We start from the raw sequence: 22,081 nt of genomic DNA on the forward strand, positions 1-22,081 counted from the left end.
ACACGCAGACCCTACTTGTCGAACCAGCTGGGCAAACCGATGACGTAGCTCTCGGGCTGCCCGCTGCCAAAGTTGGTGGCAAAGATGATGCGGCTCAAATCCCGCGCGGCGCTGGCCTGCGGCTCCAGGAAGTAGGCCTGCGCGCCAGGCAGCTGGTGGAAGTTGTTGGAGTTGCGGATGTGCGCCACGTTCAGCACCCGGCCACCGGGCTTGAGCTCTGCCAATATCACCTTCTGGTACTGCGCGCGCCGGTGGCGCGAGGGGAACTCGGTGACGTAATTGCCCGAGCCGGGCGGATCCTCGTACCTGCGGCCGTCCTTGTAGGTGGAAATCACCACCCAGCCGGGCTTGTCAAAGGCCTGCCCGCTGATGTGCAGGGCGTAGAACTCGCCGCGCGCCGGATAAATGTCCAGCAGCGGGAAGCGCTGCATGGTGTCGATGTTGATGGCCTGCACGTGGCCCAGCGTGGCCGGGTCGCTGCCGTCATCGGCCCAGACGAAGAAGTCCTCGCCATTCGGGCCAAAGGCCAGATCCGAATGCCCGGAGTGCTTGGCCAGCAGCTTGACCTGGCTGAAGTCGCGCGTATAGGCATAGGCGCTGCCCCATGAGGGCACCACATATTTGCCGCTGGCGGAAATGCTGACGTGATCGGGCCGCGCACCCGGCACAGGAAAGCGATCGGCATCGAGCGTGCCAACGATCTTCTTTTCCACCAAATCCAGCGTCAGCAGCCCATAGACCTTGACGCGCTGGCTGGCGCTGTCGTAGCGCGTGGCCATCAAGCCCATATAGCGGCCATCGGCGCTGGTCGTACCCTCGTTGTAGGTCCAGTAATCGCTGGCCTCTGGCCAGGGGGTCTTGCCGGTGAAGTCGAACAGCACCTGCTTGTTCTCGGTCTCTACGTCCAGCACCCACCAGACCATGCGCCCGCCGTTGGAGGTCATGAACAGCTTGCGCGGATCGCTGGGGTGCCAGATCGGCTCGGCCGCGCCGCCCAGAGCGCCGATCTTCTTGATTTTCTGGAACGTTTTGGCGTCGTACAAATACCAGGCGCCATTGCCGCCCCAGGCCAGATAGCGGCTGTTGTCGGCATTGAAGGCCTGACGGCGGCTATAGAAATGGCGCACACGGCGCAGCCCGTTGCCATCGGGCTCTGCCTCGCTGGAGGCTGTGGCCCGGTAAATGCGCACGCCATAGGCTGGATCGACAAAGGCATCGCCCAGCCCCTGGGCGCGCGGCGGCCTGGGCGCCGGCGCGATCGGATCGAGCGACAAGGGGCGCAGACGGAAGTCGCGCGCGTACAGCGCGTCGAATGGATTTTGTGCAACGGGCGCAGGGGCCGGAGCTGGCGGCTGCGGCGCAGGCGGTTGAGGTGCAGGTGGCTGCGGAGCCGGCGCCGGCGGCTGTGGCGCTGGCGGTTGCGGGGCTGGAGGCGGTGGTGCAGGCGGTTGCGGCGCAGGTGCAGGGGGCTGAGGTGCCGGCGGCTGTGGCGCTGGCGGTTGAGGTGCGGGCGGCTGCGGAGCCGGTGCGGGAGGTTGAGGCGCGGGCGGTTGCGGAGCTGGTGGCTGCGGCGCCGGCGCAGGGGGCTCAGGCGCAGGCGGTTGAGGTGCCGGTGGTTGAGGTGCCGGTGGTTGAGGCACTGGCGGCTGCGGAGCTGGCCCTGGTGCCGGGGGCGTGATGGGCCCGCCCGGTGTTCCAGGCGCCGGGGCCGGCGACGGCGAGCCCGCTGGGGGCGGCGGTGGCGGGGGCAATGGCCCGTCTCCATCGCCGCCGCCACAGGCGGAGACGGACAGGGCCACGGCCGTGCACAGCGCGCAGATGCGCATCAGTTGTTGGTGGTGCTTCATGAAAAACCTCCTGTTTTGAGCCTTGCGGCCCATCCCAAACCACTTGTTGCCCACTCGCACCGGGATTTTGCACAAGCCCTCAGCGGAAAAAGCCCAGATCGCGTTGCGAGAAGCTGCCGATATTGGGCACCACCAGCGGCAAATCCGAATCGGGCACGCCAAACCATTTGGCCAGGGTGGCTGCGTACTGGTCCACCGAGGTGGTGGGCAGCAAGCGCCCCTGGCCAATGTCATGGCCCGTGGCCGGGTCAAACTCGGCGTCCTGCTCGTACACGGGTGTGCTGCCGTACAAGTCCTTGCCCTTGACGGCATCGCCAATGATGAAGTGCGTTCCGCCCCAGCCATGGTCGGAGCCATCGCCATTGGCCACCATGCAGCGGCCAAACTCCGAGGCTGTGAAGGCTGTCACGCTCTGGCCCAGGCCGAGCTGTTTCATGGTCTCGTAAAAGCCCACCAGCGCGTTGTTAAGCTCGGTCAGCAGCGGCGGGTGCAGCTTGCGCAGGTCGCTGTGGTTGTCAAATCCCCCCAGGGAGACGAGGAACACCTGGCGGCGCACGCCAATGGTGTTGCGGCCGGCAATCAACCTGGCCACCATCGCCAGCTGTTTGCCCAGCGTGCTTTTGGGGATGCTCGCAGCCAGGCTCTCAGGCGCAGTGGCCAGCGCACTCTGGACCACATTGCTGGCCTGCAGCGAGCGACTCATCAAGCGGTTGAGTTCGTTTTCCAGCATGTGCTGGCGCGATTGGGTGATCAGCGTGCGCAAGGCGTTGATGCAGGTGGCGTTGTTGCTGCAGGCGCCCCATAGGTTGTTGAAATCGCGCAGCTGCTCGCTGCCGTCCACGCCGATGCGATAGGCCAGTGCGCTGTCGCCCGAGAGAAAAACCGCATTGCCCGATGCGTTGATGCAGGCAAAGGTGGCGTTGCTTGCGCCGCTGGACAGCGCCAGATCCCCCAGCGCGCCGCCCCAGCCCTTGACCGAGCCTTCGGGCTTGGAGCTTTGCCAGACGGACTGCTGGTCGTTGTGCGAGAACAGCTTGGGCGGCAGCGGCATGGCCCCTTGCTTGTACTGCGGCAGGCTCATCGGCCGCAGCAGCGGGCCGACGTTTTGTTGAATGGCCAGGGCCCCGGCATCGAACAGCCTCCCCAGCCCGGCCAGCTGCGGCGCCAGGGCAAACTGCCGGCCTTCGGCCTGCGCGCTGGCCGGCGCCAGCGTGCTGGCCTCCAGGCTGGCGCGCTCCAGCGCCAGCGATTGGCGCATCTTGGCGTAGGCGGCATAGCCGGCCTGGTCCACGCGGATCAAGGTGTTGCCGTGGTCGTTGCCACCGTAGAGGAAAACGCACACCAGCGCCTTGTAGTCATTGCCGGCATTGAAGGCCGCAGCCTCGCCCATGGCCGCCAGGTTCACTGCCCAGGGCGCGGCCACACCGGCCAGGCCCAACTGGCCAAAGCGCTGCAGAAAAGCGCGCCGCGAAGTGGTGTTGAAATCATCCATGACTGGGCCTCTCACTTCTGAACAATGTATTCAGGGCAGCTCATCACCAGCAAGATGGCTGCGCAAACCCGGTTCTTGTCGCCCTCCTCCCAGTCCAGCGGCACGGCTTGCACGGCCTGGGTGATGGTGTTCATCGTCTCTGGCGAGAGCTGGCCGCCGGCCAGCAGCAGATTCATGCGCTCGACCAGCTGTTGCGGTTTGGTGGCCAGCGCCAACTCTGCGGTGTACACCCCGGCCACGGGATACCAGTCGCGCACCAACGCCGTCATCAGGTTGATGTAGCGCACCACCGTGTACTCGTCCATGATCTGGAACTCCGGCGCGGTGATGCCTTGCGCGGCCATTTCGGTGTGAGGCGGCACGAAGCCAGGCCGGAAGAAGTTGAACACCGAGGCGCTGTCGAACGGGCTTTGCCCCAGATCTTCGGCCAGGCTCCACAGCGGGAACGTGCCGCTAGCGGCGACCTTGGGATTTTTGCGCGCCTTGAAGGTCGCGCCCCATTGCGCCACGCGCAGCATGGGCTCGCGCAGCTTGCCAAAGGTGCGCCCTGCTCTGCCCTGCCCGGCAGCCATGGCCTCAGGGTCAAGGAAGATGGCCTTGAGCACGGCCTTCATGTCGCCGCGCTCGCCCGCGCCATTGTTGGCAAAGGCTGCGGCCACGCGCGCCACGTACTGCCTGCTGGGGTGGCTGGTGACCAGCCGCTGGATCAGCTGCCGGCCAATGAAGGGGCCGACGTTGGGGTGCTGAAACAGCACATCCAGCGCCCGGTCGAGCTTTTGCCGTGGCGGCGTGGCCCCGGCAATGGTCTGGCCGAAGATGTGCACGTCCTCGCTCGAATGCCATTCGGGCTTGACGGCCATGGGGTTGCGCACGTTCTCCGGCCGCGTGGCCTGGACGTGATTGCGCGGATCGAAATCCCAGCCGGTGAACACCTGCGCCAGGTTGGTGACGGTCTCCTGCGTGTAGGTCTCGATGGGCTTGTCACCTGCCATCTTCAGGCTGCCATCCTGATTGAGCTCATACAGGCCGATGGAGAACAGCTGCATCACCTCGCGCGCGTAGTTTTCGTCGGGAATGCGGCCGGTTTGCGGATCGCCACGGCGGTTGCCGCGGCTGCTCAGGTACACGCCCATGGCCGGGCTGAGCGAGACGTCGGTCAACAGCGTGCGGTAGTTGCCCAAGGCATTGCGCATCAGCATGTCCCAATAGGCGGCCACGGCAAACGAAGGCGATTCGATGGGCAGCCCGGCGTTGGAGATGACGAAAATCTCCGACAGCGCCAGCGCCACCCGCTTGCGCAACCCATCGACGGGGCTCATCAGCAGCGCCCACATCATGTGGGTCGCAAACTCATGCGAGTACAGGGCCGACATGCGATTGGCCCTCTCACGCAGCAGCCAGTCCCAGCCCGTCATCTCCGACTGCGCGGCCCCCAGCTTGCCATCCAGCCAGGGCTCATAGCCCAGGCGCATGACATCGGCAATGTCCTGCTCGGTGACGTAGTACTGCGCGCGCAGGATGAAGGCCGCCGCCTCGGCAGGCGTTTGTGGCCGGGGCACACCCGGCGCTGGTGCCGGGCCTGGGGCTGGGGTCGGTGCCGGCGCTGGCGTGGGGGATGGCGCTGGCGTTGGGCTGGGTGCGGGTGTCGGGCTGGGCGCCGGTGTTGGGCTTGGAGCCGGCGTGGGTGATGGCGTAGGGCCAGGCGGCGCAGGCTGTGGCGCGGGCGTTGGTGCAGGGCCGGGGGTTGGCGATGGCGTGGGCGATGGCGTAGGTGCCGGCGGCGGTGTGGGCACGGGCGCGGGTGCCGGGGTCGGAATGGGCGCAGGCGGGCGGTTCGGGTCTGGCGGCGGGCCGGCCACTGGCGGGTTTTGCGGCGCACCGCCCGGCGCGGGCGCCGGTGTTGGGCCGGGGTTGGGGCCGGGCGCAGGCGGCACGCCCGGCGCGGGCGGGGCTGCATCATCCCCCCCGCCGCCACAGGCGGCCAGGGTAAAAGCCAACATGGTGGACAGGCTGCCAGCGCTGCGCAGCGCTGGCGAGCCCAGCGCCGCGCCAATGCCCAGCAGGCTGCCCAGCAAGTGCTTGCCTTGCAGCGCCGCAGCTGGCGTTGCGGGTGCCAGGGCCTGCTCTGACTCAGCTTGCGCAGGCAGCGGGCCTGGAGCATCACCCAACTGGCGAGAGGATGAACTCGACATCGTTGAACCCCTTATGACGAATCGGCGTGGCACAGGCCACGGACAGGCAATGCGACTTAAGCGGGCCCAGCCTGCGGCCCAAAGGCTTGGGTGCCGGGCAGTCACACCGCACCAGCATACCGCCCCTGCGCAGCCTGGCCCGGCCTGGCCCGGCCTGCAGGGCGCCGGTCACAGGCGCAATGCTCAAACCCTTCAAGCCCACAAGGGCTTGAAAGGCGCTGACTTCAGCCCAAGAACCCCAGGTTGCTGCTGGCAAAGTTGCCGATGTTGGGCACGACCAAGCGCATCTCCGAATCGCTCACCCCGAACCAGCGCGCCAGCGTGGCGGCGTATTCGTCCACCGAGGCGGTGGGGATCATGCGCCCCTGGCCCACGTCCAGGCCCGTGCTGGGGTCGTAGTCCGCATCGACGCGGTAGATCGGTGTCTTGCCGTAAATGCCGCCCTTGACCGCAGCGCCCAGGACCATGTGGGTGCTGCCCCAGCCGTGGTCGGAGCCATTGCCATTGGTGACCATGCAGCGCCCGAACTCCGAGGCGGTGAAAGCCGTGACCTTGTCGGCCATGTTCAGCTTACGCATGCTTTCGTAAAAGCCCACAAGCGCGTCGTTGAGCTCGGTGAGCTTTTCCGGGTGGCGCGTAGCCAGCAGTGCATGGTCGTCAAAGCCCGTCATCGAGACGAAGAACACCTGGCGGCGCACGCCAATGGCGCTGTTGCCGGCAATGAGCCGCGCCACGATGGCCAGCTGCCTGCCCAGGTTGGTGTCGGGAATGTCAGACACCCTGTCCTCCGTGCCAATGGCCAGCATGGCATCGACCTTGTCGCTGGCGGCCATGGAGCGGCGCATCATGCGGTTGAGCTCTTCTTCAAGCATGTGCGGGCGCGCCTCGGTCACCAGCTCGCGCAGCACGTCCACGCACTGCTGGGTTCTGGCGCAGCCGCCAGTCTGGTTGTTGAAGTCGCGCACCCGCGCCGCGCCCTGGGTGCTGATGCGGTAGGTCAGCGCGCTTTGGCCGGAGATGAACACCGCCTGGCCTGCAGCCGAGATGCAGGCAAAGGTGGAATTGGTTGCGCCACTGGAGAGCGCCAGATCGCCCATGGCCCCACCCCAGCCCTTGACCGAGCCTTCGGCGTGGGAGCTTTGCCAGACCGATTGCTGGTCGTTGTGCGAGAACAGCTTGGGCGGCAGTGGCACCGAGCGTCTGTGGTATTGCTCCAGCGTGGTGGGCACGATCAGCGGGCCCACGTTTTGCTGGATGGCCAGCGCCCCCTGGTCGTAGAGCCTTTTCAGGCCGCTCAGCTGCGGCGCCAGAGCAAAGCGTTGGCCGCTGGGCTGGCCTGCGCTGGCCGCCAGCGTGGTGGCAGCCAGATCGGCGCGCGGGGTGGCAAAGCCCGCGCGCATCTGCGCATACGAGGCATAGCCGGCGTCGTCCACACGGACCAGCGTGTTGCCGTTGTCATTGCCGCCGTAGAGGAACACGCACACCAGCGCCTTGTAGTCATTGCCGGCGTTGAAGGCCGCAGCTTCGCTGATGGTCGCCAGGTTCATCGCCCAGGGCGCAGCCGCGCCGGCCAGGCCCAGTTGCCCAAAACGGCGCAGGAAGGCGCGGCGCGAGGTGGTATTGAAATCGTCCATGGCTGATACCTTTTCTTTGTTATTTCTGCACGATGTACTCGGGGCAGCACATCACCATGAAGATGGCTGCGCGCACGCGGTTCATGCGTGACTCATCGCTGCCTCCAATGCGGACGGATTCGGTCGCCTGGGCAATGCGCTCGACCGTACGCTGCGACAGCTGGCCGCCAGCCAGTATCAGATTCAGGTAGCGCACCAGCCGCAAGGGGTCCTCCACCATCGTCAGCTCATGGCGGTAGTCGCCCTCCACCTGATGCCAGCTGCGCAGCAAGGCATTCATGGTGTTGATGTAGCCCACGACCGTGTATTCATCAAGGATCTGGAATTCCGGTGCTGTGGCCCCCTTGGCCGCCATGGCCGTTTGCGGCGGGATGTAGCCAGGGCGGAAGAAGTTGAACACCGACATACTGTTGAGCGGCGTCTGGCCTACGTATTCCGTCAAGTCGTACATGGGAAATGAGGCCTTGTTGGGCGCATCGGCCCTTTTGCGCGCCTTGAAGGTTGCGCCCCATTGAGCAATGCGCAGCATGGGCTCGCGCAGCTTGCCGAAGTCGTTGGGCGCCCGGCCCTCGGTGGCGGCCATGACTTCCGGGTCCAACAGCACGGCCTTGATCACGGCCTTCATGTCGCCGCGCTCGCCGCGGCCATTGTTGGCAAAGGCCGCCGCCACGCGCGCCACGTACTGCCCGCTGGGGTTGCTGGTGACCAAACGTTGGATGAGCTGGCGACCAATGAAGGGGCCGACGTTGGGGTGGTTGAACAGCAGGTCCAAGGCCCAGTCCAGCTTGCGCCGCGCCGGCTCGGAGCCGGCCATGGTCTGGCCAAACAGCGTCACGTCCTCGGTGGCGTGCCAGTCGGGCTTGAGGGCCATGGGGTTGCGCACACGCAGCGGGTTCGTGGCGCGCACGTGGCCACGCTCGTCGTAGTCCCAGCCGGTGAAGATGCGCGCCATGTTGGTCACGGTCTCCTGCGTGTAGGTCTCGATGGGCTTGCCGCCAGCCATCTTCAGGCTGCCGTCCTGGTTGAGCTCATACAGGCCGATGGAGAACAGCTGCATCACCTCACGCGCGTAGTTTTCATCGGGGATGCGGCCCGTGCGCGGATTGGCACGGCGGTTGCCACGGCTGCTCAGGTAAGCGCCCATGGCGGGGTTGAGCGAGATCTCGCCCAGCAACGTGCGGTAGTTGCCAAAGGCATTGCGCATCAGCAAGTCCCAATACGCCGCCATGGCAAAAGTGGGAAAGTCGATCAATACCTCACGGCTGGCCACCACGAGGATTTCCGACAAGGCCAGCGCCACCCGCTTGCGCACGCCATCGACGGGGTTCATCAGCAGGTACCACGACATGTAGCCCGTGTACTGCGTGTTGATGTGCTCCTCGGTGTTCAGGCCTTCGCGCATGGCCCATTGCCAGCCGGTCATCTCGCGCTGCGGCGCAGCCAACCGCGCATCCAGCCAGGGCTCATAGCCCATGCGCTGGATATCCTCAATGTCCTTTGGCGTCACGAAATGCTGGCAGCGCAGGATGAACGAGGCCGCCTGCTCGGGCGTTTTGGGCCGCCGCACGGATGGTGACGGCGTGGGCGAAGGCGCCGGTGTTGGGCTGGGAGCCGGCGTCGGACTGGGCGCGGGCGTTGGGCCTGGGGCCGGCGTGGGCGATGGCGTCGCGCCGGGCGGCGCAGGCTGTGGCGCAGGCGTGGGTGCCGGGCCTGGGGTTGGCGAAGGCGTGGGCGCCGGGGCCGGGGGAATGGGCGCAGGCGGGCGGTTCGGGTCTGGCGGTGGGCCGGCCACCGGCGGGTTTTGCGGAGAGCCGCCTGGCGCCGGCGCGGGCGTTGGCCCAGGGTTAGGGCCAGGTGCAGGCGGTATGCCTGGCGCGGGCGGGGCCGCATCGTCGCCCCCGCCACCGCAGGCGGCCAGCGTAAAGGCCACCATGGCAGCCAGCCCGCTGGAGCTGCGCAGCGTCGATCCAGCGAGGGCAGACCCCAGGCCCAGCAGGCTACCCAGCGAAATCTGCGCGGCATCGGCAGGCGGCGCAGGCACGGCCTGAGCCGTGTTCGCCGCAGTCGCCGCAGACTCGCGTTGCGGCATCGACTGGCCAGGCTGCTCAGGCCGTGACTCTTGCTCGGTTTGAGTTGATTCAATCTTCATAACAAACAGCCTTTTCACTATCAATTCAACGCCCGCAGCCGCGCTGCATGTCATGCGCATCGCCCACGCGCGTTACGGGCTTGAGGACAGCCAATCCGTCCTTGCAGCTTGAGTGCCTTGGGCAGGCAGCAAGGCGGCCTGGGCTCTGGGAATGAACGCCACAGCCCGAGGCCAAATCACACCGGCTTTTCAGCGCGTCTTCACCGGAAAAAGCCCAGGTTGGGGCTGGCGAAATTGCCGATATTGGGCACGACCAGGCGCATCTCCGAGTCCGTCACGCCGAACCAGCGCGCCAAGGTGGCGGCGTATTCGTCCACCGAGGTGGTGGGAATGGCGCGGCCCTGACCCACGTCGTGGCCGGTGTCCGGGTTGTAGTCCTTGTCGGTGCGGTAGCTGGGCGTGGTGCCATAGATCTTGCCGCCCTTGACGGCACCGCCGATGACAAAGTGCGTGCCCGCCCAGCCGTGGTCGGAGCCATTGCCGTTGGTGACCATGCAGCGCCCGAACTCCGAAGCGGTGAAGGCCGTGACCTTGTCGGCCATGTTCAGCTGGCGCATCTGTTCGTAGAACTGGAAAAGCGCATCGTTGACTTCCTTGAGCTTGTCGCGGTGCGTGGTGTCCAGGCCCACGTGCTGGTCAAAGCCGCCCAAGGAGACAAAAAACACCTGCCGGCGCACGCCAAGAGAGGTATTGCCAGCAATCAGGCGGGCCACGATCTTCAATTGCTTGCCCAGGGTGGTATTGGGCATGCCGGCAAACCCATCGACGCTGTTTTGCTGTAAGGCGGCATCGATCTTGTCGCTGGCGGCGATCGAGCGGCGCATCATGCGGTTGACCTCATCTTCGAGGAGGTGCGTGCGCGTCTCGGTGATCATTTCGCGCAAGATGTCCGTGCATTCCTGCACGTTCATGCAACCGCCAGCGCGGCTGCCAACCAAGTCCCTGACCTGCGCCGCGCCGTCGATGCTGACGCGGTAAGTCAGCGCCGCCTGGCCGGAGAGGAACACGGCCTTGCCCGCAGCCGAAATGCAGGCAAAGGTGGCATTGGTGGCGCCGCTGGAGAGCGCCAGATCACCCAGCGCCCCGCCCCAGCCCTTGACAGCCCCTTCGGGGTGGGAGGCCTGCCAGATCGACTCCTGGTCGTTGTGCGAGAACAGCTTGGGTGGCAGCGGCACCCTGCGCACCATGTAATCGGGCAGCGTGGTGGGCACGATCAGCGGGCCGACGTTTTGCTGAATGGCCATTACCCCCTGGTCGTAGAGCTTTTTCAGATCGCCCAGCTGCGGCGCCAGCGCAAAGCGCTGGCCGCTGGGTTGCCCCGAGTCGGCAGCCAATGTGGTGGCGCGCAGATCGGCCAGTGGGAAGGCAAACGCCTGCGTGCGCATGGTCTCGTAGGACGCATAGCCGTCCGCATCAACACGAATCAGCGTATTGCCGTTGTCGTTGCCGCCGGTCAGGAATACGCACACCAGGGCCTTGTAATCGCCGTTGGGGGCATTGAAGGCGGCCGCCTCGCCGATGGCCGCCAGGTTCAAGGCCCAGGGCGCAGCACTGCCAGCCACCCCCAGGTGCCCCAGCCGACGCAGAAAGGCACGGCGCGAAGTCTTGTTGAAATCATCCATGACTGACACCCTTTCTTATTTCTGCACGATGTACTCGGGGCTGCACATCACCATGAAGATGGCTGTGCGCACGCGGTTTTTGCGGCTTGCTTCATCCTTGACGGCAATGGCCTCGGTGGCCCGGACGATGCGCTCGAAATTGCGCTGCGAGAGCTGGCCGCCCGTGAGCATGAGGTTCAGGTGCGCGACCAGACGCGAGGGTTCGTCGGCCATGGGCATCTCGCGGCTGTAATCGCCCACCACCTGCCTGAAATCGCGCACCAGCTCCGAGATCACATTGATGTAGCTGGCCACGGTGTATTCGTCCAGGATCTGGAACTCCGGCGCCGTCATGCCCCGTGCGGCCATGGCCGTTTGCGGCGGCACATAGCCAGGGCGGAAAAAATTGAACACCGACGGGCTGTTGAGCGGGTGCTGACCAATCTCCTGCATGAAAAGAGGCAATGGGTAAGACAGCCGCGATGTCGAGCCGGCCTTCTTGCGCGCCTTGAAGGTCGCGCCCCATTGGGCGATGCGCAGCATGGGCTCGCGCAGCTTGCCAAAGTCATTGGGCAACGCCTGCCCTTGCGTGACGGCCATGACCTCCGGATCCAGCCAGATGGCCTTGAGCACGGCCTTCATGTCGCCGCGCTCGCCGCGGCCGTTGTTGGCAAAGGCCGCCGCCACGCGCGCCACATACTGCGGGCTGGGGTGGCTGGTGACCAGGCGCTGGATCAATTGACGGCCGATGAAAGGCCCAACGTTGGGGTGGTTGAACAGCAGGTCCAAGGCCCAGTCCAGCTTGCGCCGCGCCGGCTCGGAGCCGGCCATGGTCTGGCCAAACAGCGTCACGTCCTCGGGCGAGTGCAATTCAGGCCTGAGGGCCATGGGGTTGCGCTCGCGCAGCGGGTTCGTGCCCTTTATGTGGCCCGTCATGTCGTAGTCCCAGCCGGTGAAGACGCGCGCCATGTTGCTCACGGTCTCCTGCGTGTAGGTCTCAATCGGCTTGCCGCCTGCCAGCTTCAGGCTGCCGTCCTGGTTGAGCTCGTACAAGCCGATGGAGAACAACTGCATCACCTCGCGCGCGTAGTTCTCATCGGGGATGCGGCCCGTGCGCGGATTGGCGCGGCGGTTGCCGCGGCTGCTCAGGTACACGCCCATGGCCGGGCTGAGCGAAACATCGGTCAACAGCGTGCGGTAGCTGCCAAAGGCATTGCGCATCAGCAAGTCCCAATACGCCGCCACTTTGAACTGGGACGACTCGCCCCGCAGTTCGACCGTGGAAACCACGAAGATCTCCGACAAGGCCAGCGCCACCCGCTTGCGCACCCCGTCGATGGGGTTCATCAGCATGTACCACATCATGTAGGGCACATCCTGGTAGTTGATGGTCTCCAGGGTGTTGAGCTTCTCGTTGATGCTCCACTGCCAGCCGGTGACTTCTTTTTGCGGCGCGGCCAGCTGCGCATCCAGCCAAGGCTCGTAGCCCATGCGCAGCACGTCCTCGATGTCCTTTTCCGTCACGTAGTGCTGGCAGCGCAGAATGAACGAGGCCGCCTGGGCAGGCGTCTGGGGCCGCAGCACGGATGGTGACGGAGATGGCGCTGGCGAAGGCACCGGGCCTGGGGCTGGGGCCGGGCCAGGGGTCGGCGCTGGTGCGGGCGCGGGCGAAGGTGTGGGCGAAGGCGGCGGCGTGGGCACAGGCGCGGGCGCCGGGGGAATGGGCGCGGGCGGGCGGTTCGGATCTGGCGGCGGGCCGGCCACGGGCGGGCTTTGCGGCGCGCCTGGGGCGGGCGCTGGCGTCGGCCCAGGGTTGGGCCCGGGCGCCGGCGGCATGCCCGGCGCGGGCGCGCCTGCATCGTCGCCCCCACCGCCGCAGGCGGCCAGCGTAAAGGCCACCATGGCAGCCAGGCCGCTGGAGCTGCGCAGGGTGTGCGAGGCCACGGCAGAGCCCAGGCCCAGCAGCATGCCCAGCGAAGGCAGGGTTTGGGATGGGGGCTGTGGCGCCGGTGGCAATGCCGTGGTCTGTGCCGCTGCGGCATTGGGTGGGTTGTGCGACGCGGAAGGCGCGGCTTGCGCCTCTTTCTCCGGCGGTGGGGATGATGCAATGGTCATGACAAACCCTCTTCTTCTTGACGGTACGGCTGCAAGCCTTTGGCTTTGCTTGCAAGCCATCCACTCCTCAACAGGCTGACAGGCACGGCGGGCACACAAAGATTGCAAAGCGCAACCGCCTTGCCATTACGCCTGGCCTTGGGCTGCCGGATTCTTTTTCGGGGTTTGTCGCGGTACGCCACGCCGACGGCCTCTCCCACATTTCTCTGAACAGCCCAGTCGGGTTTGTAACAGAAGCAAGCAAGTCAAATGTCAATTAAAGGTTGAATTTGAGCTTTTTTCTTTGCTTCTTTGTCGGGGTTGTTGAGATTGGGTTTGCGAAGCGGTTTTTCGAGGCAAAAGTCGCACATGCAAGGCGAAAGCACGCACAAGGTCTGAACACCTTGCAAGCACTTTCGACGCGGCAGTTGCAAGTCTTGACCGAAGCTCGCACCGGGGCTTTGAACAGATTCTCAGCGAGCGCTCACTCCAGCGCATCGGCAATGGGTTGCGTGGGCACGTTGCTGACGTCGTAGTGCAAGAAGGCAATCAGGCATTGCACGCCAACCATCACCGTCAAGCCGGCCAGCATCACCGTGCCGCTGCTGGCCGGCACATCGGTGGCAATGCTGTGCTGCCAGTGGTAGATGCCAAAGGGCAAACCAAAGCCCAGCAGCAGCAAGGCCATGGCGCTGTAGAGCGAGCCCAGGTTGAAGTCGCGCACCCAATAGCTGTAGGCATAGCGCTTGAGCGCGCGCGAGAGATTGCCCAGCAGGAACTGCGGCAGCACCTGGCGGATTTTCAGGTTCGAGACTTCTTGCGCATACACCGCATCCATGGGCACGTCGCGCACTACGGCGCGCAGCGTGCCCAGGCGAAACAGCATGTCCGTCTCAAAAAAATAGCGCCGAGCGATGTGCTGCAGCGGCAGCGCCTTGAGCACCTTGGCCGAGATGGCGGTGTAGCCATTGGTCGGGTCCATGTTGGGCCAATATCCGCTGCTGAGCTTGGTGAGAAAGGACAGCGCCAGATTGCCCAGCAGGCGCACGCCAGGCATGCCGCGCAACGACTCGGGGCGGTAGAAGCGGTTGCCCTTGGTGTAGTCGGCCTGGCCGCGCACGATGGGCTGCACGAATTTGGGAATCAGCGCCGGGTCCATCTGGCCATCGCCATCGACCTTGACCACTACCTGCGCCCCCAGCTCCAGCGCCCGCGCATAGCCGGTCATCACAGCCGCGCCCACGCCCTGGTTCTCGGCGTGGAACAGCACCTGCACGCGCGCATCGCGCACCTGCTGCTGCACCAGTTGGCCGCTGCCTTGCGGGCAGGCGTCATCCACCACCAGCACGTGGCGCACCCCCGCAGGCATGGCCCGCAGCACCTCCAAAATGTGCGCGCTGACCTTGTAGCAGGGGATGACCACCGCCACGGCCGCCTCTGCCAGGCAGGCATCGCGCGCAATTTGGGCCGGCGTTGGCATGACAGCTTCAGGGCAGTGGGCGGCAAGCATGGTGGGCGATACGGGCAAGGGGCAAACAAGGGCTGTGCAGACGCACCGATACTAACCTCCAGCAGAGGCAGCAATGGCCACGGCATGGCGCACAATCGCCCCCGTCGTTAGATAGAACCTGCCACACCATCCACATCGATTGCCATGACTTTGCCATTGCCTTTTTCTGCCGCCCTTTGCCCCTCGCCTCCTGCACGCTCTGCGAAGTTCAAGCGCCTGCGCCACCAGGCGCTGTCTGCCTGGCTGGCCTGGCTGGCCGCCTGCCTGGCATGGCCGGCGGGCGCGGCGCTGGCTGCGGGGCCAACGACCATTGGCACGGTTGACACAGCCTTCAAGCTCATCGGCCGCGACCACGACATCATCGTCGAGGCTTACGACGATCCGGCCGTGCAGGGCGTGACCTGCTATGTCTCGCGCGCGCGCACCGGCGGCATCAAAGGCTCGCTGGGCCTAGCCGAGGACCGCTCCGAGGCCTCCATCAGCTGCCACCAGGTCGGCCCAGTGCAGTTTGCCCAGCCGCTGCGCCAGCAAGAGCAGGTGTTCAGCGAGCGCACCTCGCTGGTCTTCAAGCGCCTGCGCGTGGTGCGCATGGTGGATGCGCCGCGCAACACGCTGGTGTATCTGACGTACTCGGATCGGCTGATTGACGGATCGCCGCAAAACAGCGTCGCGGCCGTGCCAGTGGACCACGCCACGCCCATTCCGCTCAAGCAATAATCGGCCGCGCCCTGCCCGGCCGCATTGCATTGCCCGCCTCTACTGCCCTTGCCTCGCCTTGCCATGACCTATCTTCTCGCCCTTGACCAGGGCACTTCCAGCTCGCGCAGCATCGTCTTCGACGCCCAAGGGCGCATCCACGCCATGGCGCAGCAGGAGCTGCCGCAGATCTACCCTCGCCCAGGCTGGGTCGAGCACGACCCGCTGCAGATCTGGCACAGCCAGCTGGCCACGGCCCGCCAAGCGCTCAAACAGGCAGGCATCCAAGCCCGCCAGGTGCGCGCCATGGGCATCACCAACCAGCGCGAGACCACCGTGCTGTGGCATCGCAGCAGCGGCAAGCCGCTGCACCATGCCATCGTCTGGCAGGATCGGCGCGCCGAGCCGGCCTGCGCGGCGCTGCGCCAGGGCGGGCATGAGGCGCGCATCCAGCGCAGCACCGGCCTGCGCGTCGATGCCTACTTTTCGGCCACCAAGCTGCAATGGCTGCTGGACAACATCCCCGGCGCACGCGCCCAGGCCGAGCGCGGCGAGCTGGCCTTCGGCACCGTGGACAGCTGGCTGATCTGGAACCTCACGCGCGGCGCGGCGCACGTCACCGACGTCAGCAACGCCGCGCGCACCATGCTGTTTGATGTGCAGCGCAACCAGTGGGACCAAGAGCTGCTGGAGCTGCTGCGCATCCCGCCGGCCATCTTGCCGACGGTGCAGCCCTCGGCCAGCGCCTTCGGCCAGGTGCATGCCGACTGGCTGGGCCAGGCCATGCCCATTTGCGGCGTGGCCGGCGATCAGCAGGCCGCGCTGTTCGGCCAGGCCTGCTTTGACAGCGGCATGAGCAAGAACACCTACGGCACGGGCTGCTTCATGCTGATGCACACCGGCGGGGAGTTTCAGCTCTCGGGCAATGGCCTGCTGACCACCAGCGCCGCGCAAACCGCGCCGGGCGCGCCGCAGTTCGCGCTGGAAGGCAGCGTGTTCGTCGGCGGCGCCGTGGTGCAATGGCTGCGCGACGGCCTGAAAGCCATCAGCCACAGCAGCCAGGTGCAGGATCTGGCCGCCACCGTGCCCGACAGCGGCGGCGTGATGCTGGTGCCGGCCTTCACTGGCCTGGGCGCGCCCTACTGGCAGCCCGATGCGCGCGGCACCATCACCGGCATCACGCGCGGCACCAGCATCGCCCACATCGCCCGCGCCGCGCTGGAGAGCATCGCCTACCAAAGCACAGCCTTGCTGCAGGCCATGCAGCGCGACGCCCAAGCCGCCGGCGCCGCGCCGGTGACGGCGCTGCGCGTGGACGGCGGCGCCTGCGTCAACGACTTGCTGATGCAGTTCCAGGCCGACTTGCTGGGCGTGCCGGTGCTGCGCCCGCAGGTGGTGGAGACCACGGCCCTGGGCGCGGCCTGGCTGGCCGGGCTGGGCGCTGGGTTGTACGCCGGCACGGACGAGCTGGCCAGCCTCTGGCAGGCCGAGCGCCAGTTCCTGCCCACCATGAGCGCCGAGCGCGCCACCGAATCCATGCAGGCCTGGGAGCACGCCGTGCGCCAGGCCACGGCGGCCTGAGCGCGCATCCATCGTCCCTGCCCCTGATCTTGCTTGCACCATGAAAAGCTTCAACCACATCATTGAGCGTGAATCCGGCCTGCAGCGCCACCTCAGCGCCGGCCAAATGGCCATGATCGCCATTGGCGGGGCCATCGGCACCGGCCTGTTTCTGGGCAGCGGCTTTGCCATCGGCTTTGCCGGCCCCAGCGTCATCCTCAGCTACGCCATTGGCGCGCTGGTGGCGCTGCTGCTGATGGGCTGCCTGGCGGAGATGACCGTGGCGCACCCCACGGCCGGCTCCTTCGGCGCCTATGCCGAGCATTTCGTCTCGCCGCTGGCGGGCTTTCTGGTGCGCTACGCCTACTGGGCTGCGGTGGTGCTGGCCGTGGGCACAGAGGTCACGGCCGTGGGCCTGTACATGGCCTATTGGTTCCCGGATGTGCCGCAGTGGTGGTGGGTGCTGCTGTTCTCGGCGTTGCTCATCGCCATCAACGCCACCAGCGTCAAGGCCTTTGGCGCGATGGAGTACGCGCTCTCGAGCATCAAGGTCATCGCCATCGTGGCCTTCATCCTGGTGGGCTGCTGGGTGGTGTTCGGCGCGCAGCGCCCAGAGATCGGGCTGCACAACTACACCGCGCACGGCGGCTTCTTCCCCAAGGGCGCCTGGGGCATGTGGGTGGCGGTGATCATCTCCATCTTCAGCTACCTGAGCATCGAGATGATCGCCGTGGCCGCCGGCGAGGCGCGCGACCCGCAAAGCGCCATCCGCACCGCATTCCGCTCCAGCGTGCTGCGCCTGGTGGTGTTCTACCTGCTGACGCTGGCGCTGATGCTGGCCATCGTGCCCTGGAGCAGCGCCGGCACCGACAAGAGCCCGTTCGTCAAGGTCATGGAGATCATCGGCATCCCGCACGCCGCGGCGGTGCTGAACTTCGTCGTGCTGGTGGCCGCGCTCTCGGCCATGAACAGCCAGCTCTACATCACCACGCGCATGATGTTCAGCCTGGCGCGCGCCGGCCACGCCCCGGCTGCGATGGGGCGACTCAATGCGCGCGGCATCCCGCTGGCAGCGCTGGCCATCTCCTGCATGGGCATTGCCGTGGCCATGGTGCTCAACCTCTGGAAGCCCGAGCAGGCCTTCTTGCTGATGATGGCCATCTCCATGTTCGGCGCCATGTTCACCTGGTTCATGGTGTTCGTCACGCACTGGTTCTTCCGTCGACAGCGCCAGCGCAGCCAGGCGCCGGCGCTGCCGTTTCAGATGTGGGGCTTTCCCTGGCTCACGCTGCTGGGCGCGGCGCTCATGTTCGCCATCTTGCTGACCACGCTGTTCGTGCCGCAGTTCCGCATGACCTTGCTCGTGGGCGTGCCCTTCCTGCTGGCGCTGACCATCGCCTACCAAGTGCACTACCGCCACCGCGCGCCAGCCGCTGCAGCGGCAGCACAAGAATGAGTGCCTGACTGAAAACGCTCTTGCCATGAACGCCCTCGCTCACACCCCCACCCGCATCACCCAAGCCGATTGCCGCGCGCTGGACGCGCAAGACCCGCTGGCGCCGCTGCGCGCGCACTTTCACCTGCCCGAGGGCGTGATTTACCTGGACGGCAACTCCCTGGGCGCGCAGCCCAAGGCCGCGCTGGCGCGCGCGCAGCAGGTCGTCGGCCAGGAATGGGGCCAGGAGCTGATCCGCGCCTGGAACTCGGCCAGCTGGATCGACCTGCCCCAGCGCCTGGGCGCGCAGCTGGCGCCGCTGATCGGCGCTGGCGCCGATGGAGTGGTGGTCACCGATACGACCTCCATCAACCTCTACAAGGTATTGCACGCGGCGCTGCACATCGCCCGCAGCGAGCGCCCGCAGGCCAAGACCATCGTCTCCGAGCGCAGCAACTTCCCCACCGATCTGTACATCGCCCAGTCGCTGTGCCAGCAGCTGGGCTTCGAGCTGGCGCTGATCGAGCCGGAGGAACTGCCCGCCTGGCTGCAACCCGAGCGCGCCGCTGGCGTGGCCGTGCTGATGCTCACGCACGTCAACTACCGCACCGGCGCCATGCACGACATGGCCGCCATCACCGCCGCCGCCCAGGCCAAGGGCCTGCTGACCATCTGGGACCTGTGCCACAGCGCCGGGGCCGTGCCGGTGGATTTGAGCGGCAGCGGGGCCGATTTCGCCGTGGGCTGCAGCTACAAATACCTCAACGGCGGGCCCGGCGCGCCGGCCTTTGTCTGGGTCAACCCGCGCCATGCGGACCGCTTCTGGCAGCCGCTGTCGGGCTGGTTTGGCCACGCCGCACCGTTCCAGTTCGACCCGCAATACCGCCCCGCCAGCGGCATTGCCCGCTACTTGTGCGGCACCCAGCCCATCGTCAGCCTCTCGCTGCTGCAATGCGGGCTGGACGTGTTCGACCAGGCCCAGGCGCTGGGCGGCATGGCCGCGCTGCGCAAGAAATCACTGGCCCTGACGGACTTGTTCATCGCCCTGGTCGAGCAGGAATGCGCCGGCCACCAGCTGGGCCTGGCCACGCCGCGCGAGCACGCGCGGCGCGGCTCGCAGGTCAGCCTCACGCGCCCCTGGGGCGCCGGCGCCGATGGCCAGGACAGTGGCGCCTACGCCATCATGCAGGCGCTGATCGCGCGCGGCGTGATCGGCGACTTCCGCGCCGGCGGCGGCCCTGGCAGCCCGCACCTGGACATCCTGCGCTTTGGCTTCACGCCGCTGTACGTCGGCTTCGAGGACGTCTGGCAGGCCGTGGCCCAGCTGCGCGACGTGTTGGACTCGGGCCAATGGCGCGAGCCGCGCTTCAACCAGCGCCAGGCCGTGACCTGAGATTCTGAACAGGCTCTCTTGGCCTGTTCAAAGCCTTTTGCATCCCCACTGCCACGACCCCACACCATGAGCACCGCCCACGCCCCCCGCCAGCCTGCCGCAGCCCCGGCCAGCGCCGAGGCCATCGTCCACCAGGAAGGCGCGCAGCTGGATTTCAGCCGCGACATGAGCTATGGCGACTACCTGCAGCTGGACACCATCCTCAGCGCACAGCAGCCGCTCTCGCCCGAGCACGATGAGCTGCTGTTCATCATCCAGCACCAGACCAGCGAGCTGTGGATGAAACTCATGCTGCACGAGCTGGGCGCGGCCATGCAGGACGTGGCTATCGGCCAACTGCCCAACGCCTTCAAGAAACTGGCGCGCGCCTCGCGCATCATGGAGCAGCTCGTGGCCGCCTGGGATGTGCTCTCGACCATGACGCCGCCCGAGTACACCGCCATCCGCCCTTACCTGGGGCATTCCAGCGGCTTCCAGAGCTACCAATACCGCTGCATCGAGTTCCGCCTGGGCAACAAGAACGCCGCCATGCTCGGCCCGCACGCACACCGCCCCGACCTGCTGGCCCAGGTGCAGGCCGCCTACGAGGCGCCCTCGCTGTACGACCTGGCCCTGCAGCTGCTGGCCAAGCAAGGCCTGACCGTGCCCGCCAGCCACCTGCAGCGCGACTGGCGCCAGCCCTACAGCGCCGATGCGCAGGTCGAAGCCGCCTGGCTGCAGGTCTACCGCAATCCGCAGCAGTACTGGGACTTGTACCAGCTGGGCGAAAAACTCGTCGATCTGGAAGACGCCTTCCGCCTCTGGCGCTTTCGCCACGTCACCACCGTCGAGCGCGTCATCGGCTTTCGCCGAGGCACTGGCGGCACCGGCGGCGTGAGCTATCTGCGCAAGATGCTGGACGTGGTGCTGTTCCCCGAGCTGTGGAGCCTGCGCACCAGCCAGTGACGGCCGCCCCTCGCAAACCATAAGCGCCGCCATCACCTGCACCGCCCGATTGCCGCCATGCCAGCCGCCACGCCTGCCACCCAGCCCGGCCTGCCCCAGCTGCCGCTGCGCAGCGCCTGGCTGATGTTGCTGACGCTGATCAGCGGTTTCGCCCTCAGCCAGGCCTACCGCACGCTGGCGGGCATTCTCTCTGTGCCGTTGACCGAGCATTTCCAGCTCAGTCCGCAAACCATGGGCCTGATTGCCGCCACCTTCCACTACGCCTTTGGCGGCATGCAGCTGCTCATGGGCATCGGCATCGATCTGTTCGGCATTCGCCGCACCATCTTGCTGGCCTTCCCGCTGACCATCGCCGGCGCCACACTCTCGGCCCTGGCCAGCTCGGCCGCGCAGCTGGTGCTGGGCCAGGCGCTGATCGGCGTGGGCTGCGCACCGGCCTTTCTGGTCTGCACCGTTTTCATTGCGCGCTACTTTCCCGCGCATCGCTTTGCCGCCATCTCCGGCCTGGCCTTGGGCGTGGGCAGCCTGGGCATGATCTTCACCGGCACGCCACTGGCCTGGCTGGTCGAGCGCTTTGGCTGGCAAACCGGCTTTGGCCTGCTGGCCGGCCTGAGCCTGCTGGCCTGGCTGCTGATCTACTGGCGCGTGTTCGAGCCCAGCGCCCCGGCCAGCGATCCGGCCAGCGCCAACGCCCACCAAAGCGCGACCAGCGCCCCAGCCCAGCGCGAATCGCCCTGGCAGGCCCTCAAGGGCTACGGCATGCTGCTGCGCATGCCGCACACCGCCGGCATCCTGTCATTGGTGTTCGTCGGCTATGCCGCCTTCATCGCGCTGCGCGGCCTGTGGCTGGCCCCCTACCTGGACCAACGCTTTGGCCAGGATTTGATCTTCAGCGGCAACATCGCGCTGGCGCTGTCGGTCATCTCACTGTTCTCGCCCTCGCTGTTTGGCCGCCTGGATCCTGGCAGCAACCAGCGCCGACGCTGGCTGCTGATGCGGCTGCCCTGGCTGATCGTGGCGCTGTTTCTGCTGCTGGCGGCCACGCAGCAGTTGTGGCTGGCCGTGGCCGCCATCCTGAGCATTGCCGTGCTGGGCGGCTATGGCGTATGGCAATACGCCGACGTGCGCGCCGCCTACCCCAGCCACATGACGGGCCGGGCCATGGCCTTGTTCACCATGTCCATGTTCCTGGGCGTGGCGGTCATGCAAACCCTCACCGGCGCCGCCGCCGGCTGGGCCCTGGCGCACGGGCGCGAGCCCTTCTTCACCGTGTTTGTCTGCATCGCCCTGGTGATGGCCTTGGGCGTGAGCGCCTACACCCTGCTGCCCAAGCCTGCCGCACAGACGCAGGGCTGAGCAGGCGCGCCACTGATACGCCACTTTTTCGCTGCCAGGCTGGCCTGTGCGATGAATGCCTTGCGGCACAATCGCCGCCTTGGGAAGTCCACATCCATCCAGCGGCAGCGCGGGCGTTGAGGCTCGGGCTGGGCTGCAAGGCGCAAGCCGCAGCAAACGGCCCGAATCCGCAGTTGC

At 66.6% G+C, this 22,081-nt stretch carries 15 protein-coding genes; 7 read left to right on the top strand and 8 right to left on the bottom strand.

Annotated elements, in window-relative coordinates:
- Nucleotides 1–11 precede the first annotated feature (11 nt).
- The gene (locus CLI93_RS01385; RefSeq protein ID WP_095543499.1) at nt 12–1,274 is read right to left on the bottom strand and encodes a WD40 repeat domain-containing protein; all 1,263 of its coding nucleotides are present in this window, start codon (nt 1,272–1,274) and stop codon (nt 12–14) included.
- Between the two features lie 38 nt (nt 1,275–1,312).
- Here CLI93_RS01385 and CLI93_RS15060 point away from each other — a divergent pair, with 38 nt between their 5' ends.
- The gene (locus CLI93_RS15060) at nt 1,313–1,678 is read left to right on the top strand and encodes a hypothetical protein (RefSeq protein ID WP_172424364.1); all 366 of its coding nucleotides are present in this window, start codon (nt 1,313–1,315) and stop codon (nt 1,676–1,678) included.
- Nucleotides 1,679–1,926: 248 nt separating this feature from the next.
- On the opposite strand, the gene CLI93_RS01395 is transcribed toward CLI93_RS15060, so the two are convergent.
- The 7 genes from CLI93_RS01395 to CLI93_RS01430 all read right to left on the bottom strand — a co-directional run bounded on the left by CLI93_RS01395 (nt 1,927) and on the right by CLI93_RS01430 (nt 14,489).
- Complete coding sequence (locus CLI93_RS01395; protein ID WP_095543500.1) at nt 1,927–3,339, bottom strand: DUF1501 domain-containing protein; 1,413 nt, start codon at nt 3,337–3,339, stop codon at nt 1,927–1,929.
- 11 nt (nt 3,340–3,350) lie between these two features.
- Nucleotides 3,351–5,531 carry a DUF1800 domain-containing protein gene (locus CLI93_RS01400; RefSeq protein WP_143326974.1) on the bottom strand — a complete coding sequence of 727 codons (2,181 nt, stop codon included), beginning with the start codon at nt 5,529–5,531 and terminating at the stop codon, nt 3,351–3,353.
- 224 nt (nt 5,532–5,755) lie between these two features.
- Nucleotides 5,756–7,165 carry a DUF1501 domain-containing protein gene (locus CLI93_RS01405; protein WP_095543724.1) on the bottom strand — a complete coding sequence of 470 codons (1,410 nt, stop codon included), beginning with the start codon at nt 7,163–7,165 and terminating at the stop codon, nt 5,756–5,758.
- A 19-nt stretch (nt 7,166–7,184) separates the two neighbouring features.
- The gene (locus CLI93_RS01410) at nt 7,185–9,314 is read right to left on the bottom strand and encodes a DUF1800 domain-containing protein (RefSeq protein WP_143326975.1); all 2,130 of its coding nucleotides are present in this window, start codon (nt 9,312–9,314) and stop codon (nt 7,185–7,187) included.
- Nucleotides 9,315–9,514: 200 nt separating this feature from the next.
- Complete coding sequence (locus CLI93_RS01420; protein WP_095543502.1) at nt 9,515–10,936, bottom strand: DUF1501 domain-containing protein; 1,422 nt, start codon at nt 10,934–10,936, stop codon at nt 9,515–9,517.
- A 15-nt stretch (nt 10,937–10,951) separates the two neighbouring features.
- Nucleotides 10,952–13,030, bottom strand: coding sequence for a DUF1800 domain-containing protein (locus CLI93_RS01425; RefSeq protein WP_095999802.1), 2,079 nt, complete (start codon nt 13,028–13,030; stop codon nt 10,952–10,954).
- Nucleotides 13,031–13,493: 463 nt separating this feature from the next.
- A complete protein-coding gene (locus CLI93_RS01430; RefSeq protein WP_095543427.1) occupies nt 13,494–14,489 on the bottom strand; it encodes a glycosyltransferase family 2 protein in 996 nt (331 codons plus the stop codon).
- A gap of 174 nt (nt 14,490–14,663) precedes the next feature.
- Between CLI93_RS01430 and CLI93_RS01435 the strand changes: the two genes are divergently transcribed.
- From CLI93_RS01435 to CLI93_RS01460, 6 genes are all read left to right on the top strand, one after another.
- On the top strand, nt 14,664–15,236 hold the full coding sequence (locus CLI93_RS01435) for a CreA family protein (protein WP_095543426.1): 573 nt from the start codon (nt 14,664–14,666) through the stop codon (nt 15,234–15,236).
- 63 nt (nt 15,237–15,299) lie between these two features.
- Nucleotides 15,300–16,796, top strand: a complete 1,497-nt coding sequence (glpK, locus tag CLI93_RS01440; protein ID WP_095543425.1) for a glycerol kinase GlpK — start codon at nt 15,300–15,302, stop codon at nt 16,794–16,796.
- A 40-nt stretch (nt 16,797–16,836) separates the two neighbouring features.
- Complete coding sequence (locus CLI93_RS01445; protein ID WP_095543424.1) at nt 16,837–18,231, top strand: amino acid permease; 1,395 nt, start codon at nt 16,837–16,839, stop codon at nt 18,229–18,231.
- A gap of 25 nt (nt 18,232–18,256) precedes the next feature.
- Nucleotides 18,257–19,603, top strand: coding sequence for a kynureninase (gene kynU, locus CLI93_RS01450; RefSeq protein WP_095543423.1), 1,347 nt, complete (start codon nt 18,257–18,259; stop codon nt 19,601–19,603).
- A 66-nt stretch (nt 19,604–19,669) separates the two neighbouring features.
- Entirely contained in the window at nt 19,670–20,548 is an 879-nt protein-coding gene (gene kynA / locus CLI93_RS01455) for a tryptophan 2,3-dioxygenase (protein WP_095543422.1), read from the top strand.
- A 57-nt stretch (nt 20,549–20,605) separates the two neighbouring features.
- Nucleotides 20,606–21,904 (top strand): MFS transporter, encoded by a 1,299-nt coding sequence (locus CLI93_RS01460; protein ID WP_095543421.1) that lies wholly within the window; start codon nt 20,606–20,608, stop codon nt 21,902–21,904.
- The last annotated feature ends 177 nt before the right edge of the window (nt 21,905–22,081 follow it).

It is taken from the genome of Vandammella animalimorsus (assembly GCF_002288875.1).
In the GTDB taxonomy this organism is placed as follows: domain Bacteria; phylum Pseudomonadota; class Gammaproteobacteria; order Burkholderiales; family Burkholderiaceae_C; genus Lampropedia; species Lampropedia animalimorsus.

Excerpts from the sequence above, each read along its gene's own strand:
- kynU (WP_095543423.1), top strand. The coding sequence starts at position 18,257 with ATGAACGCCCTCGCTCACACCCCCACCCGCATCACCCAAGCCGATTGC.
- CLI93_RS01460 (WP_095543421.1), top strand. The coding sequence starts at position 20,606 with ATGCCAGCCGCCACGCCTGCCACCCAGCCCGGCCTGCCCCAGCTGCCG.
- CLI93_RS01420 (WP_095543502.1), bottom strand. The coding sequence starts at position 10,936 with ATGGATGATTTCAACAAGACTTCGCGCCGTGCCTTTCTGCGTCGGCTG.
- CLI93_RS01400 (WP_143326974.1), bottom strand. The coding sequence starts at position 5,531 with ATGTCGAGTTCATCCTCTCGCCAGTTGGGTGATGCTCCAGGCCCGCTG.
- CLI93_RS15060 (WP_172424364.1), top strand. The coding sequence starts at position 1,313 with ATGGATTTTGTGCAACGGGCGCAGGGGCCGGAGCTGGCGGCTGCGGCG.
- CLI93_RS01445 (WP_095543424.1), top strand. The coding sequence starts at position 16,837 with ATGAAAAGCTTCAACCACATCATTGAGCGTGAATCCGGCCTGCAGCGC.
- CLI93_RS01435 (WP_095543426.1), top strand. The coding sequence starts at position 14,664 with ATGACTTTGCCATTGCCTTTTTCTGCCGCCCTTTGCCCCTCGCCTCCT.
- CLI93_RS01430 (WP_095543427.1), bottom strand. The coding sequence starts at position 14,489 with ATGCCAACGCCGGCCCAAATTGCGCGCGATGCCTGCCTGGCAGAGGCG.
- glpK (WP_095543425.1), top strand. The coding sequence starts at position 15,300 with ATGACCTATCTTCTCGCCCTTGACCAGGGCACTTCCAGCTCGCGCAGC.
- CLI93_RS01410 (WP_143326975.1), bottom strand. The coding sequence starts at position 9,314 with ATGAAGATTGAATCAACTCAAACCGAGCAAGAGTCACGGCCTGAGCAG.
- CLI93_RS01395 (WP_095543500.1), bottom strand. The coding sequence starts at position 3,339 with ATGGATGATTTCAACACCACTTCGCGGCGCGCTTTTCTGCAGCGCTTT.
- CLI93_RS01405 (WP_095543724.1), bottom strand. The coding sequence starts at position 7,165 with ATGGACGATTTCAATACCACCTCGCGCCGCGCCTTCCTGCGCCGTTTT.
- kynA (WP_095543422.1), top strand. The coding sequence starts at position 19,670 with ATGAGCACCGCCCACGCCCCCCGCCAGCCTGCCGCAGCCCCGGCCAGC.
- CLI93_RS01425 (WP_095999802.1), bottom strand. The coding sequence starts at position 13,030 with ATGACCATTGCATCATCCCCACCGCCGGAGAAAGAGGCGCAAGCCGCG.